At 48.6% G+C, this 14,416-nt stretch carries 9 protein-coding genes; all 9 read right to left on the reverse strand.

Annotated elements, in window-relative coordinates; all coding sequences use genetic code 11:
• Positions 1-172: 172 nt before the first annotated feature.
• Entirely contained in the window at positions 173-1,276 is a 1,104-nt protein-coding gene (locus tag ACX0G9_RS03040; protein ID WP_459063371.1) for a polysaccharide deacetylase family protein, read from the reverse strand.
• 76 nt (positions 1,277-1,352) lie between these two features.
• Positions 1,353-3,026 carry a glycerophosphodiester phosphodiesterase family protein gene (locus ACX0G9_RS03045; RefSeq protein ID WP_459063372.1) on the reverse strand — a complete coding sequence of 558 codons (1,674 nt, stop codon included), beginning with the start codon at positions 3,024-3,026 and terminating at the stop codon, positions 1,353-1,355.
• Positions 3,027-3,056: 30 nt separating this feature from the next.
• Positions 3,057-4,421 carry a PhoPQ-activated pathogenicity-related family protein gene (locus tag ACX0G9_RS03050; RefSeq protein ID WP_459063373.1) on the reverse strand — a complete coding sequence of 455 codons (1,365 nt, stop codon included), beginning with the start codon at positions 4,419-4,421 and terminating at the stop codon, positions 3,057-3,059.
• A gap of 57 nt (positions 4,422-4,478) precedes the next feature.
• Positions 4,479-5,816 (reverse strand): hypothetical protein, encoded by a 1,338-nt coding sequence (locus tag ACX0G9_RS03055; RefSeq protein ID WP_459063374.1) that lies wholly within the window; start codon positions 5,814-5,816, stop codon positions 4,479-4,481.
• A gap of 192 nt (positions 5,817-6,008) precedes the next feature.
• Positions 6,009-7,727, reverse strand: a complete 1,719-nt coding sequence (locus ACX0G9_RS03060; protein ID WP_459063375.1) for a SusD/RagB family nutrient-binding outer membrane lipoprotein — start codon at positions 7,725-7,727, stop codon at positions 6,009-6,011.
• Between the two features lie 22 nt (positions 7,728-7,749).
• Positions 7,750-11,427 (reverse strand): SusC/RagA family TonB-linked outer membrane protein, encoded by a 3,678-nt coding sequence (locus ACX0G9_RS03065; RefSeq protein WP_459063376.1) that lies wholly within the window; start codon positions 11,425-11,427, stop codon positions 7,750-7,752.
• 163 nt (positions 11,428-11,590) lie between these two features.
• Positions 11,591-12,997: a FecR family protein gene (locus ACX0G9_RS03070; RefSeq protein ID WP_459063377.1), complete on the reverse strand. Its 1,407-nt coding sequence runs from the start codon at positions 12,995-12,997 to the stop codon at positions 11,591-11,593.
• A gap of 74 nt (positions 12,998-13,071) precedes the next feature.
• Positions 13,072-13,677 carry an RNA polymerase sigma factor gene (locus tag ACX0G9_RS03075; RefSeq protein ID WP_459063378.1) on the reverse strand — a complete coding sequence of 202 codons (606 nt, stop codon included), beginning with the start codon at positions 13,675-13,677 and terminating at the stop codon, positions 13,072-13,074.
• A gap of 64 nt (positions 13,678-13,741) precedes the next feature.
• Positions 13,742-14,272, reverse strand: a complete 531-nt coding sequence (locus ACX0G9_RS03080; RefSeq protein ID WP_459063379.1) for a hypothetical protein — start codon at positions 14,270-14,272, stop codon at positions 13,742-13,744.
• Between the last annotated feature and the right edge of the window lie 144 nt (positions 14,273-14,416).

The following is a 14,416-nucleotide window of genomic DNA, read 5'->3' on the forward strand; positions in this document are numbered from 1 at the left end:
CGTAAAATTACCCCAATCTGATGAAAAAGCATATACCTGTTTCTGGGGAGTTTTTCGTATGGCGGAGCCAACGATCCGGGATAAGCGTAGAAAAACACCGGATGAGTTCGTAGAATTACGTGATAAGAATTGATAAACCCGATTCGTTATTTAGATTCCTTATTTAGATTCGTTATTTAACCTGTTTGCGACGTTGTAATAATTCCCTCCAGGTAGTGAGGATAATTCCCTTTGATTGTATCCAGGCTTTTAAGGTTGGGTCCATCATCGCCAGCATATCTGCATACCGGGAATCCCCTGAATGACTGATCTGCCTGAAATCATCCGTCACTGCGGTGCTGTGAACGATGAACATGGCCACGCCGGGCTCCATGTTCTCCATTGCCTCTTCGAATTTCCGGACCTTGAATTTGGCATAGGCTTCCGGGGTAGGCTCTCCTCCAGGGGTGGCAGGTTTCCAGTCACCGCTGATGGTGAGCAGATCATCGAGGACGGGCAAACCGGCTTTCCAGATCATGTCTCCCACTGGCCCCGTACCTTTTACAACAGCCGGCACAGGAAGAACAGTGCCTTCCTTCCATTTACCCTCCGCCTTCATTTTTTTTATAATCGGCAGGTTCATCGATTCAATCAGCAATTTATTATTCCCTCCCGGAAACATAACCGGTATCCCATATTCGATACCCACCTTTATATACCGCTCCAGGTAAGCCTGGGTAGCAAAAAGGGTTCCCATATGCGAATCCAGGTGAGTTGGTTTCAGACCGACCGCCAAGGCCCTTTCCACCTGGGAACGGATCTCCGCTTCCACTTCGTCCGCACTGGCATGTGCCACCACATCTTCTACCTCCGGCCACAGACACCATTGTTTGTCCACCAAACCCGGCACCTGTTTAATACCGGCCAGCGGAGGCCAACGATAAGACTCCCACTCCGAGGTAAGGGTCAGATGTAATCCCGCATCATATCCTTTGCCCTGGGCATATTGTGCAAAACTTGCCGCCCAGGGGCAAGGCATCATGATACTGGTAGAAGTAGCCAGTCCCTTTTCAATAGAGTTGATAGCCCCCTGGTTGGAGTTATAAGACATCCCTGCATCGTCGACATGGAAGATGATCACTTTGGATCCTTTTGGAAAACCCAGCTTTTCGGCATAGGTTGGTTTAGCCTGGGCGGAGGCAGGTGAAGCCTGTTGCGCAAAGACTGGTCCTCCATTGGAAATAAACAGGGACAGTACGGTTGACACCGCAAGGATGCCGCTATTTTTCAGGGACATAATCATTTATTTAGATGCATTTATTTAGAAGCAATTATTTAGGGGCATTGATTTAGAGACATTTATTTAGAGACATTTATTTAGAAGGGTAATATTTTTCCAGCCATACCAAGGTCTTTGAAAAAACATCCACTGCCGATGCCGGGCTCATACCGTGTTTATCATGCGGGTAAAGCTCGTATTGGGTTGGGATATTCAGAGACAATAGTTTTTTGTACATTTTTTCGGCCTGGCTCACATGCACCAGGGGATCTTCACCGCCATGGAACAGGATAGTGGGAACTCCGGTCTCTTTGGTGATCCGGTAATAGGGACTGGCATCCAGACAGATCTGCGCCTGCGGATCCGATACGCCCAGTAAGGTGACCACCTTGCTGTCGGCATCTTTATTATCCGCCCGAACTGCTTTATCGGACAAATCGGTCGGACCCCAGAAATCCACCACGGTCTTGACCTGTTTGAGGGAATCGTATCCATAGGCATAGAGCATCGCCAGATGTCCGCCTGCACTTCCGCCCATCAGCGCGAATTCGTTGCCTTCGTAATGATATTTGCGCGCATTACCGGAAAGAAAGGACAATACTTTTTTAACGTCTTCGATCTGCGCAGGGAAAAGATTTTGTCCATCTCTGACCAGGCGGTAGTTCATCGATACCACTATATATTTCCGTTTGCCAACGAGCTCTTCCAGCAAGGGTTTGGGAAATTCTGCCTTATCTCCCCCCGTCCAACCGCCTCCATGGATATATACGATCACCCGCGCATTCTCATATTCAGCCGGTATATAGGCATCCAGGTAACAATCCTTATCGTCCTTGCGGTAGGCTATATCCCGAAGCGCCCGGTAGGTAGGCAGATTGTAACCTTGTGCCGGCAGGTTGGCTGCTTTGAAGGCAACCGGTCCGTTACGTAAATTGTTTTGTTTTAAATAATCAATCAGCGCCTTGGGGTGATCTGTCTGAACACCCTGTATGTTTTTCCCAAGAGCCGCATTCCAGGTAACCGGGCCTTCGTCGGGTGCCTCTACATCCAACCAGACCGCCACGCCGGCTTTCCGGGTTACGGCAAGCATGGCCGAATCCATTACATTATCCAGTACTTCTATCTGTATCTGGCCCAGGAAAAAACCCAATTGCTCCGGAGTCCTGATCTCATCGGGCACGCTTGCCATCAGGGGCATATCCGGTGCCGCTTTTTTCCATAGTTTGTAATGGTCCGCTTTGTTGAGATAAACGACCACCTGCTTTTCCATTCCCGCAGCCTTGATCTGGTTGTAGGTCTCCTGGGGATCTGCGTCCTTAAAGTCCAGGTAGATATTAATACGTTTCTTACAAACTTTTAAGACATCTTTAAATTCAGGAACGCGGTAGATTTTTGTATCGGAGGCCACCGGGCTCTTCAATTTCAGTTGTTTTATTTCCTCCAGGGTAAGGTCTTTTACATTCCCTTTCCCGTCTGTCATCCGGTCCACCGATCCGTCGTGACTCAACACGAGAAAACCATCTTTTGTCGTCCGCAGATCCAGCTCCACATAATTAGCACCGCATTTAACGGCTTCGTTGATGGCCGCAATGGAATTCTCCGGGACTTTTACATGATTGGCACGATGGGAGATCACTACAAAACTGTCTTTAATGAAAGGCAAAGGCGACAACCCTTGTTGCGCCTTTGCCCCGGACGGGGAACCGAGAATTCCGCCGAACAATGATAAAAATGCTGCTAACCTGAATATTTTTATGCTATTACACATACCATGCTGTTTGTTCTCCGGATGAATGATTTAATGCAACTTCAATTCGTTCTTATCGGCTACGAACATGCGGGTGCTCTCCGTATACTCACCACCATTAGGGTCCTGGTATTTCAGATCCAGGTAAAAAGCCCTGAAACCTGATTCAGGATAGGGTTCAGTGAATTTGATCTTGGATTTATGGGCGCTACCGAGGCTTTTCCCCTTCCATTCCGCTTTGCGGAAGACCATGTCTTTGGAATCGGCCGACCAGAGAATGGCATCCACCAGGATATCCGGTGTAGTCTTCACCGTAATGTCCACCGCTCCTTTTTTGACGGACGTGCTCCAACTGCATTCAGGATAGGGTTTGTGTGCGAGGGTCAGTCCAAAAAAAGCACTCAGCCCGGTAAATGCCTGTTTGCCATCGCCCAGGCTATGTCCTACATTGGGTACATAATGAATCATATTTCTTCCGGGAATGCTGTCATAATAGTTCTTGATCGCATCGACCACCCAATATTCGTCATTGGTTCCCATAAAGATCATTTTGGGCATCGTGAGATTTTTCCGGTAGGTATAAGGATCAACCATCGTATTGATCGCGTTGCCGCTAGCCGTATGCGAGCCCTGGGGAATCCCCAGTTTCACATAATCCTCGATCTGAATGCTGTATTCATTCCAGGCCTTGATCTGGTAATCCAGGTTGACGGGCATATTGAGGATATCGATGACCATCGGGCCGATCGCCTCGACTCTTTTATCATTAGCACCGGTAAGCCAGGTGGTCCATCCGCGTTTGGAAGCACCGGCAATAGTAAACCGGGTTACCGGATGCTGCAATTTATCGCTGGCTAATTGCTGGATGGCATCCATGGCGCGAACTGCGCTCTTTACCATTGGAAACAACAAAGGCCAGGTATAATCCCCGTCTTTTTGAAAGTTGTGGAGGGTAAAGGAGATCAGGGCATCTTCGCCCAGGTCATTGAACAGGGGCTGATTGGGCGTCTGTTTCAGAACGGCCGTGATCGCCTTGTTCTTCGCAGCCACACCGCTCATGGCTACCATGAATTTATCGTCTTTGTCCGACCAGTTCGGCAAACCATTCTTAACCGATCCGCCGGTGATGAACAACAATGCTCCATCAAAATTATTTTCCTTGGGTACGAATACAGCCAACTGGTGCGTCCAGGTGAATTCCCTCCATTTCTGGGAGGTAAGCAACAGATCGTATACCCGTACATCGCCAACCATGTAATCATTTTTTATTTCCCAATGAAAGGTCGTATCGCCATTATGCAAATAATGCTGTAGGGCATTGGCGGGAGTGGTTACCTCCGATTGCGCCTGAACGCCAAGTATAAAAAATAGCTGTACGGTAAATAATAAGGACAGGGACAGGAATCTTTTTTTCATGTATTTGCTGTTTATGAGTGTAATCTTGAATTTCCGTTTGTATGACTCTCTTTTGATTTATTTTACGCCTGCCGCCAATGGAGCACCGGGAGCGCCGGTAGCAGGTGGACTCGATGCGACCAGTTCAAGCGCTTCTTTCATATAGATCTCCCCGGTCATTTCCCCCAGGCTGGTTCCGCTGACATAATCATAGCGTTTGAAACTTTTAAAATCCACTTTGTCCAGCATGTACCCGAAGGCATCATTGGTCAACCCGAACAGAAATGGAGACTTTGTATGCATATGACGTTTGACATAAAACCCGATATTGGGCAGGGCTTCTCCGGGGATGGTCAGTATCTGGGCCGTTCCGATATTTAACAGGTTTAAGCGCGTAGTAATGGAACTGTCTGTGGCAGCCGGGCTTTTTAACGGCGAATTTTTCAGGATGAATTTCATCATCGCCGATTCGATGGGGAAAGTGATGGTCCTGGAAGTACAGTACAATACCGGATCTTTCTGAATGTCAGCGCCATCGACGATCCGGAGAGCCTCATCGGCCAGGAGTTCACCGATCCGGATACATTCTTCCCAGTTATTGGCTTCTTTTCCATTTTCGCGACGGTTATCCGCCGTTACCATTCCACCCTGAGCACCATTCATAAACAGGGCCACTCCCCCAACTTTGGTTTCGATCCTTGTGTAAAGCGGTCCGCAAAGGTCAGGGCTCAGGATCCCTCTCCCCGATCCGATGACTTCCGGATGGATGGCATAATTGACCAGGGTGGCTATAACCTTACCCTTATCTGTACCTGAAGAAGAGATGGCCTGAATGACCCCGCAACGGGGATCGTATAATTCGCTCGCATAATAATTGTAAGAGATCTTTCCTTTTGCCTCGCCGACCGCGATCTTCAGGGATGCCGGGGCCAGTTTGCCAATAGCTTCATTTACCGCATCGGCCACCTGCCGGGTACACCAGTCCAGGTATTTGAGATCGGCACCGGTCCTGCCTTTTTCATCAGGAAAGGCATAGGCATCCGGAGCGCTATGGGTATGGGTAGCGCCGATAAGTATGTTCTCCGGGGGGATTCCTTTGATCAGTGCCCGTGACCGGTCTCCCAATATGGAGGACCAACCCAGGTTATCGATGCCAACGATCGCTATCCGCGTCCCTCCTTTTTCCATAACAAAAGCCCGGACATAGAGGTCTCCCTTTTTTTCATTGCTTGGTTTGGGGATACCAACGCCGCCCGATACCGGCAATAAAGGATCCGGGGTAAGTATCCTTAGGGCTGCGCCCGCCTTCAGGTCCTGGGCATGCAGCGGAGAAACGGAGAAGATCGTTGCCCCGATCAGGAGGCAGATCCAACCTAAACCGGGCAGGGCCCGGTAGTACACATGGTTTTTTTTCATTGTCTTTTACATTGAGTTTGCCTTATGAATTTGTATGCACAAGGCCTTAACCAACTTAGCCAATTTATTTAACCGCTCACTAGAGTCATTTTAAACAAATCGCTTTCACGGGTTCCGGATTAAGTTCATGAGTAACGGGATTGTTTTCATGAATAACCGGATTTGGGTATAGATAGGCGGATCAGTAAGGGTTTACCAGGGTTTGCCGGTGCCTTGTATAATCCAAGGTTTGGACCAGGCGCTGTTCTTAAATCCATTGGTAGCGTCCGCTCCGTATCCTGAATTGGTGGTTACCTCCAGGTTGCCTTCGGCAGCCAGGGTATTTACCGGGTTCAGATTCCGTTCATCCAGCATATAATAGAACCTTACAGGGAGCACCGGGCCTTTGGAAGCAGGACCTGTTGTCAGAGCGGGATAACCGGTCCTTCTATAATCGAACCAGGATTCCTCTCCAACCGTCCAGAACGATATCCACTTCTGTGTGATCAGTCTTTCCAGCGTGCCATCCCAGGCTACCTGCGGCTGGGCAATATATGCGCCGTAAGAGCCACCTACTCCCCAGGCAGTCAGTGATTGCTGAATGGCCATATTATAATGCATCTGTGCATCACCGGCAGCCCATCCCTTCAGGGCAGCTTCTGCCAGAATAAAATGAACTTCAGCGGCGGACATTATTCTTGCTTTTAACAGGCCGCCCTTGGCGCCCATATAGGTGCTGTTCAGCCAGGATACATGCGGGTTATGTGCCCCCTGGTTGGCATCCGGCCCCATATTATAAACCTGTCCGCCCACAATGGCGGTTGGAATTCCAACATAATCCGGATCCTGGTCGATATCGGCTTCGGTCAGGCCTTTTCCGGCCAGGATATCAGGGGAGAGGTAACGTACTTTTCTGTTTTCTCCGTTAACGACGGTATCCCTGATCTTATCGGTGCCGGTCGGGAAATTGGGATCGACATGCAAAAAAATCTGGACTTTATTGGCCCAAACTCCCAGGCGGGGGTCATTCAATGGCTTAAGGGCATTGATAAAAGTCGCCGCCATTTTATTGACCCGGTAAGTACCGCTGTCGGAATTGTAGTTGACATTCGTAGGCCAGGAATCCGCGGAGCTATTGCCGGCAAAATCCATCAGGGCATCGTCGGAAACCGTGTTCATGATCGGATAGGTTGTTGGATCGGCTACGATCTTTTCTATACCTGCTTTGGCGACATCGGGTAATTTTTCCGATAACCGCATATAAAAACGAAGGGCAAGGGAATTGGCCAGTTTTCTCCATTTGGCCGGATCACCTTTGAAATAAACGTCTACTGCATCCGCAGGGCTTGTATAGGCACTTTTCGGTTTGGAAAGAAGGGTATTGGCCTTTTCCAGGTCGGCGAGTATTCCGGTATAGATATCTTTCTGTGCGTCGAAGACAGGATAGGTATTTTCCAGACCGCCTTCGCCGGACAGCAGGGCATGGCTATAAGGAGCATCTCCCCAAAGATCCGTGATCAAACCGAATATCATCGATTTCATGGTAAGGGAGATACCCTGCTGTAATTCGAATTTCAGATCCACTGACCTGTCATAAACATATTTATTATTACGCAGGATATCATAATATGGAGTCCAGGGGTTGTCACCGCTCCAGTCATATTCATTATGATTGCCCGTCCAGCCATCCACCTGCGTGTACTGCATGATACCGGTGGCATCCCCGAATCCCAGGGTGACGATTTGCTGACCGGCGGTGGTCAGGACTGTAGACAGAACCAGGTTCGGATTCGTCGTGGCAGGATCTGCTCCGTTCGGATTGACGTTGAGCTTCTCCAGGTGTTTTTTACAGGAAGTCATTGCCCCCATGGACAAAATAAGCAATAGCAGGGTTATTTTGTGGCGAAGGAGAAATTTATATACTGATTTCATGATGTAAAGAATTAATGGTTGCTTAAAATATTACGTTCAATTTTATCCCGACAGGTATAACCCATGGGTTGACGTTATATCTTTCTATCCCTTGTTTGAACTGTACGCCCGAGCCCTGCACATCGGTGGAAGGCTGGAAGGCGTTTTCCGGATCGATATTGACCTTGGCTGCCGTCCATAAGATGATGTTGCGGCTGTATACGGAGATACTGGCATTTTGCCCGCCGATCGAATGAATGAACTTCGAAGGCAGCTCATAAGCAAAGGATATTTCCCTCAGCTTAAGATAAGAAGCCGGAAAAGTGAAGGCCCTGGTAAAGCTCCAGGCTGTGGCGCCGGCATAAGGAAGTACCTGCGTTCCATTGGGCTGATTGATATTCTGACCCAGGTTCTCGATATAGCCGGTTGGGTTACCCTGTGCATCGAATCCGGATGCCCGTACGCCCGGCACAAACACACCTCCGAAAGGCAGGGTATAAGGTCCGAAGATGAAAGGATATCCATTATATTGTGGAGTAGGCCCTCCGACCAGCGGAAAGTTATTACCCGTACTTCGGATCATTTTATCCTGGTTGGTTACCAGGTAATCCTTCAAACCCTGTCCCGATTTGTTACCCGGATTGATCAGGTTGTCATAAAACAGGGAGGATTGCCCGTTCTCCTCGCCATAACGATAGGTCTGGGATACAAAATCTCCGCCGCTTCTCCAGTCAAGCGTAAAGCTTAAGGAGAAACTTTTGTAGGAGATCGTGGATTGGAAACCCAGGATAAAGTCAGGGTTAAAATTGCCGATCTTGTTTTTTGTATTGATGGCATCCACGGATTGCCATTTGCCGGTTGCATCCAGCAAAGGATAACCATAATATGGAGAAGCCTTATCCGTAACAGTCACCATTTTTGCATCGTAGATATCACCGATCGTCTCTCCCTTGTAAGTCCAAGCCCCGCCTTTGGCATCTTCCCAAAGCGTGAAATAAGGCATGCCTTCCGGAAGTTCGACGATTTTTGTCCGGGTGCGGGTCAGGTTGGCATTGATATCCCATTTCCAGCTTCTGGTCTGGATAGGTGTACCTCCCAGGGATAATTCGATCCCTTTGCTCCGTAGCAAACCGGCATTGATCGTTTGCGATGAACTGCCTGAGGACGGAGGCAGCTTGGTATTAAAAATCTGATTTTTATTCTCTACCATGTAATAGGTTCCTGCAAAACGCAGACGGCCTTTATACATATTCACGTCGATACCTCCTTCATAAGAAGTGGCGATTTCCGGTTTCAGATTCGGATTGAGCAGGGTGCCGGAGGTACCCAAACGGGGAATACCCCCCCATGCCCCGGAATTGCCCAGCACGGTCTGATACTGATAGGGGTTCGCATCATTACCCACCTGGGCTATGCCGCCGCGTACCTTGATCTGATCAATGGTACGTGAATGAATACCCGCTATTTCATTAACCAGCAGACTTAAAGAAGCCGAAGGATAAAAATAGGGCTGGGCATTAGGCAATGTGCTGGACCAGTCATTACGGGCCGTAACATCCAGGTAGATCATATCCTTATAACCGATATTGGCCAGGCCATACACACTATTAACCCCTTTTTTGTAGGAACTGCTGGAATAGTCCAGGTTATCCGGCAGTATGTTCTGAATGGTAAATACACCAGGCACGATCAGACCGGTACCATTCTTGGTAGCCGTCCGGATATTCGAACCATTCTGATACCGGGTATTGCCGCCACCCGAAACCGACAGGGTGATGTCTCTCCACTCCTTTTTATAAGTAAGCAGGAAGTCTGCATTACTTTCAAAAGTATTCAGGTTGAGAACACCATAGGATCCTCCCGGATCGTTGGTATAACTTTGGGAGATCTTCGTCTCTCTTTTTTCATTATAGGTATCCAGGGCATACCGGGCCATAAAGCTGAAGGCCGGGCTGATCTGCCATTCTGCCTTCACACTTCCGAATACCCGGTCACGCACAAAACCGTTCTTCACTTCATAGGCAAGGAAATAAGGGTTGTTGTATTCTCCCTTGTATTGGGAACGCTGTTGAATTCCTTCCTGTCCGGGCATCCAATAATTTTTCAGATCTCTTATATCCGTATGCGGGGAAACATTATAGGCCCATTGCAAAGGGTTGGTACCTCTTTCGCCGGCAGGACGGTTATTGGAGTTGTTGCGGCTGAAATCCAGATTCGTACTGATACGTAGAGATTTATTGACTTTTATTCCGGAGTTCAGGCTAAGGCTGTTGCGGTAAAGATCGGAACCGGGAATGATACCGCGGTTCGACATGTTCGCATAAGAAAGCCGATAGAACATCTGGTCGTTATTGTTAGCGACAGATACTCCGTTAATGCTGGTGATCCCTGTCTGTACAAAGTTCTTTATATTATCCTTGTGAGAGACCAGCGGCATGGCAATGGGATTACCGGAGGAATCAATCGGGCTGTTCCACTGCACTTCTTCATACCCTCTGTCGAGTTCAGCCCCATAGGTACCTACCACGTTCTCCTGGATCAGGCTTCCAAAGGGATTGGACAACAAATTACCGCTCACCGAAGTGGGTATGCCGGAGAATTGTCCCGAACCGAATTTTTTCTGGAATTTCAGGAATTTATAAGGTTTATCGAAAACCGTATTGGAAGTAACGGTCACGGTCATCTTTTTTGATCCACGTCCTGATTTGGTGGTGATCAGTACGACACCATTACCGGCACGGGATCCATATAACGCCGCGGCGCTCGGTCCTTTCAGGATCGAAACGCTCTCTATATCTTCCGGATTGATACTGGAAAGGGCATTACCATAATCCACCCGGTTGTCATCTCCTACCTGGCTGATATTGTTCAGGGTATTGGCAATGGGTACACCATCTATTACAAAAAGAGGCTGGTTATCGCTGCTCAGCGAAGTTGCCCCCCGGATGACCATACTCACCGATGAACCGGTTCCGCTGGTCGAATTGATCGTAACCCCTGCGACCTTACCGGCCAGACCATTCAGCATATTTTCCTGCGAAACACGGGTAAATTCTTTTCCGCCGACTTCTTCAACAGAATAACCAAGCGAACGTTTGGACCTGGTAATACCCAGTGCAGTAACGACCACATTGGATAGTTCCTGGGAAGAAGTTTCCAGGATCACTTCGATCTGCGTGCGGCCATTCAGTGAAAATTCTACGGTTTTAAAACCAACCGAAGAAAATACCAACACAGCTTCCGGCCCCGAAACCTTTAGTTTGAAATTACCGCTGTTATTGGTTCTGGAGGCATTGGACGTACCCTTTTCCGTAACGGTCACAAATTCGAGCGGACCGCCGTTGACTGTTCGCACATATCCTCTTATCTCCCTGGGCGGAAGAGGGGCGATCTGCGAAGAATCAACCGCCAACGCTACCGGAAGGGGGATATTTTTTTTAATGACAATACTTTTCCCCAACAGCTGGTACCCGATCTGTTGCCCTTTCAGACAATCGTCCAGCACTTCCTGTATGGTGGCATCCTTTACCCGGATACTGACAGGGTCCATTCCCTCCAGTAAGGCTTCTTTATATACAAAAGACACGCCTGTCTGCCGGGTAATTTCTTTGAACACCTTTTTAAGGGAGGCATTCCGGACAGAAAGGGTCACTTTCTGCGAGAAACTACTGGCACTTACCTGTAGACAGATAGCCAAGAGCCAAAAAGCGGTTAGTTTCATAACCAAAAGAGTTTTGGATGACAACCTCCGTTTTATAAACGGATGGTTGCAAAAAGCCCTTAATTGCATAAATTTGCACGAGTTTGGGTGATGTAATATGTGATCCATAACTGTAAGCCGGGGGTGTTCGCAGCACCTTCCGGCCTTTTTTATACCTTATACCTTAAGGAAGTACCAGTACTTTTCTGCCTTCTATCTTAAAATGGTTGATGCCATTCCCTTCCAGCAGTTCAAGCACTTCCTTCAAATTCAAATTCTTACTAAGGCTTCCGCCCAATTCCGTTTCATCGGGGGTAACCCGGTAAACGACCTCGATATCATACCAACGGGCCAACTGGCGCATGATCGAGGCCAGGTCCGTATGATCGAATTCGAAAAGCTCGTTCTTCCAGGCGATCGCCTTGCGGGTATCTGCCTGACTGACGGACAACTGATGACCTGGCCGGTTAAGTGCAGCCTGTTCACCGGGTGCCAGTCTTTTTGCCAGGTCTCCGTCTGAAACGATCACGGCTCCCTGCAACAGGGTCGTATTGATGGTCTTTTCATCCGGATAGGCCATGGCATTGAAACTCGTACCCAATACCTGTATTTTCATGCCTTTCCCTCCGGATGCAGCAGCGATATTCACTTCAAAAGGAATTTTCCCATGGCCACGGGCATTGTTCCCTTCGGCCACTGCCGGCTCTATCTCGAAGTAGGCCTCTCCGGTCAGTTCCACTTCCCGTTTGTCCCCTGAAAAAACAGTCGGAAACCGCAGGGATGAAGACGAGTTAAGCCACACCCTGCTTCCATCGGAAAGCACGATCTCGAATTGGCCGCCACGGGGGGTCAGGATGGTATTATATTGTCTTTCGGGGTGATTCTCCATGGAGGATACGGACGCGGCTCCTTTTCCAGCACCTCTGGGTCCGGATACGGATAGCATCCCGTTCAGCTTGATGATCTTTGTTGCCCCCTGCCGGGCAATCTGCCCGTTCCCAGCGCTATCCAGCAATATCCGCTCCCCACTGGCCAGGATCAGGACCGCTTTATCGGTTCCGGGGGTCACTATGCTGTCCTGCTGGATTTTATGCAGATCAGTTTTTTTCGCCAATGGGTTTTGCAGGTGTTGGAGACTGAACCACCAGGCCGTTGCCACAAAAAATAAAAGGGATGCTGCTATTGCCGCAAACCGGAGTTTACGTCTAATTGCCAACCGTCTGCGCCGGGGAGAAATGGTAAGACCACCGTCAAAAGCAGCGATCCTCAGCAGATCATTGGAATGATCGCCGGATTGATCTTTGAATGGAAATTGATCTTTGGATGGAATATGCAGTTGTTCCTGCTGAAGCTCTTTTTGTTGATCCGACCGGGACGATCCACGCCTGATCTGCTGCCACATGGCGGCTTCCAGTTCCGGGCTCCAGGTTTCGTGTACCCTGTCGCTTTCCACCAGTTGAAAAAAATCTACCCGCAGTTGTTCGTCATGACTTCCTTCCTGTATAGCCAGACGCAGTTCCTCCCAATCTTCGAAGGCAAGACGGCCTGTCTTGTACAAGTTGAAAAGATATTTAAAACGTTCACGGGTCATTTGCTGGGGCATTCATAGTAAAGACGCCGCAAAAAGATCAATGGCCCAATGAAGGATAAACTTTTTTTGAAAATTTATTGAAAAAGGGAAGCCAGTAAAATAAACAGCGGAAGAAGGGCCTGGCCCTGAAGATGATGATGGATGTACTTGCGCACAAAGCGACGTGCGAGTTCAAGGTGTCTTTTGACGGTAAAACGGGAAACCTGCATGCTGGTGGCTATTTCCTCGTAACTCATTTCCTGTTCGCTGGCCAGCAGATAAACTTCCCGCTGACGGCCGGGAAGACGGGAGATGACCTGATTTATTAAATGTCCGCATTCTCTTTCTTCCATATGCACCATGACATTGTCATTCAACTGGGCTGCATGCTCCCTGAGTCCCGCCAGGCAACGGTTCTCGGCCGTTACCTTTTTGAGATGGTCGAAGGTCGCATTCCGTGCGAGAATAAAAAGGTAGTTCTGTAAACTGCGGACCGCCACGAGATTTTTGCGGTGATCCCAAACTTTGATATAAACTACCTGCACTATTTCGCGGGCGGCATGGGGTTCCTTTACGTAAGCCATGACCGCATTGTAAATCCCCGCATTCGTCTGGTGATAGAACCGGCCGAAAGCCCGCTCATCGCCTTCGGCGATAAGCACAAGCAGCTCCTGATCGTTATATAGGGGGATGGCAGACAAGTTTCGGACCTTTTTTAAAATGATAGAACAAATTCTCCGGCTGCGCCAGGGCGCGGGGCCGGTCTTATTTTTGTTTAACCAATAACAAATTCAGTGGTGCAGTGCCAAGACCGGGAATGTCAACGATCATGGAAAGCGATAAAGAATCCGACGAGATAGCGTTGATCCAATGCGGATCGTTCTTTTTATCGGGGGAAGTCAGTTTCAACACGGCATCATACACATCAAGAGCCCAGACTCCTGCGTTTCCGGCTACAGGCAGGATCACATCCGTCTTTCCATCGATCTTATAAGCGCCATCTCCGGTAAAACTGTAGATATTCGCTGTCGTAGGCTCGAAAAATTGGGAAACCCCGAATGCCTGCAGATAAGGATTGGTGATCACACTGGTACCGGCCGGGAAGGAATATTTTGTGCCGCCGACCTTAACAGATACATCCACACCTAATACAATATCTGATTGCGTCCAGGAGCCTGTTACTATCTTGGTTTTTCCGGAATCAACCGGCTGGTTGTTACTTTTTTTGCAGGAAAAGATTATGAGGGAAAAGGCAAGCATTCCAAGCATGGACGCCGCGAAGAGACTCTTTTTCATAAAGCGTTGTTTTAGGTGGTGGTTAACTTCTTTTTCTGCAAACAGTTAGTTCTTACAAGATATGGGACTCGTACAGGGTAAATGTTTGCGTTTAATCATTTCCGGTATAATTCCGATGCTTATTTTCATCGATTCCGCAAAGCT

It is taken from the genome of Flavitalea flava, from assembly GCF_054461575.1.

Coding starts and splice junctions, on each gene's coding strand:
- ACX0G9_RS03040 (WP_459063371.1), bottom strand. CDS start 1,276: ATGTCCCTGAAAAATAGCGGCATCCTTGCGGTGTCAACCGTACTGTCC.
- ACX0G9_RS03045 (WP_459063372.1), bottom strand. CDS start 3,026: ATGTGTAATAGCATAAAAATATTCAGGTTAGCAGCATTTTTATCATTG.
- ACX0G9_RS03050 (WP_459063373.1), bottom strand. CDS start 4,421: ATGAAAAAAAGATTCCTGTCCCTGTCCTTATTATTTACCGTACAGCTA.
- ACX0G9_RS03055 (WP_459063374.1), bottom strand. CDS start 5,816: ATGAAAAAAAACCATGTGTACTACCGGGCCCTGCCCGGTTTAGGTTGG.
- ACX0G9_RS03060 (WP_459063375.1), bottom strand. CDS start 7,727: ATGAAATCAGTATATAAATTTCTCCTTCGCCACAAAATAACCCTGCTA.
- ACX0G9_RS03065 (WP_459063376.1), bottom strand. CDS start 11,427: ATGAAACTAACCGCTTTTTGGCTCTTGGCTATCTGTCTACAGGTAAGT.
- ACX0G9_RS03070 (WP_459063377.1), bottom strand. CDS start 12,997: ATGACCCGTGAACGTTTTAAATATCTTTTCAACTTGTACAAGACAGGC.
- ACX0G9_RS03080 (WP_459063379.1), bottom strand. CDS start 14,272: ATGAAAAAGAGTCTCTTCGCGGCGTCCATGCTTGGAATGCTTGCCTTT.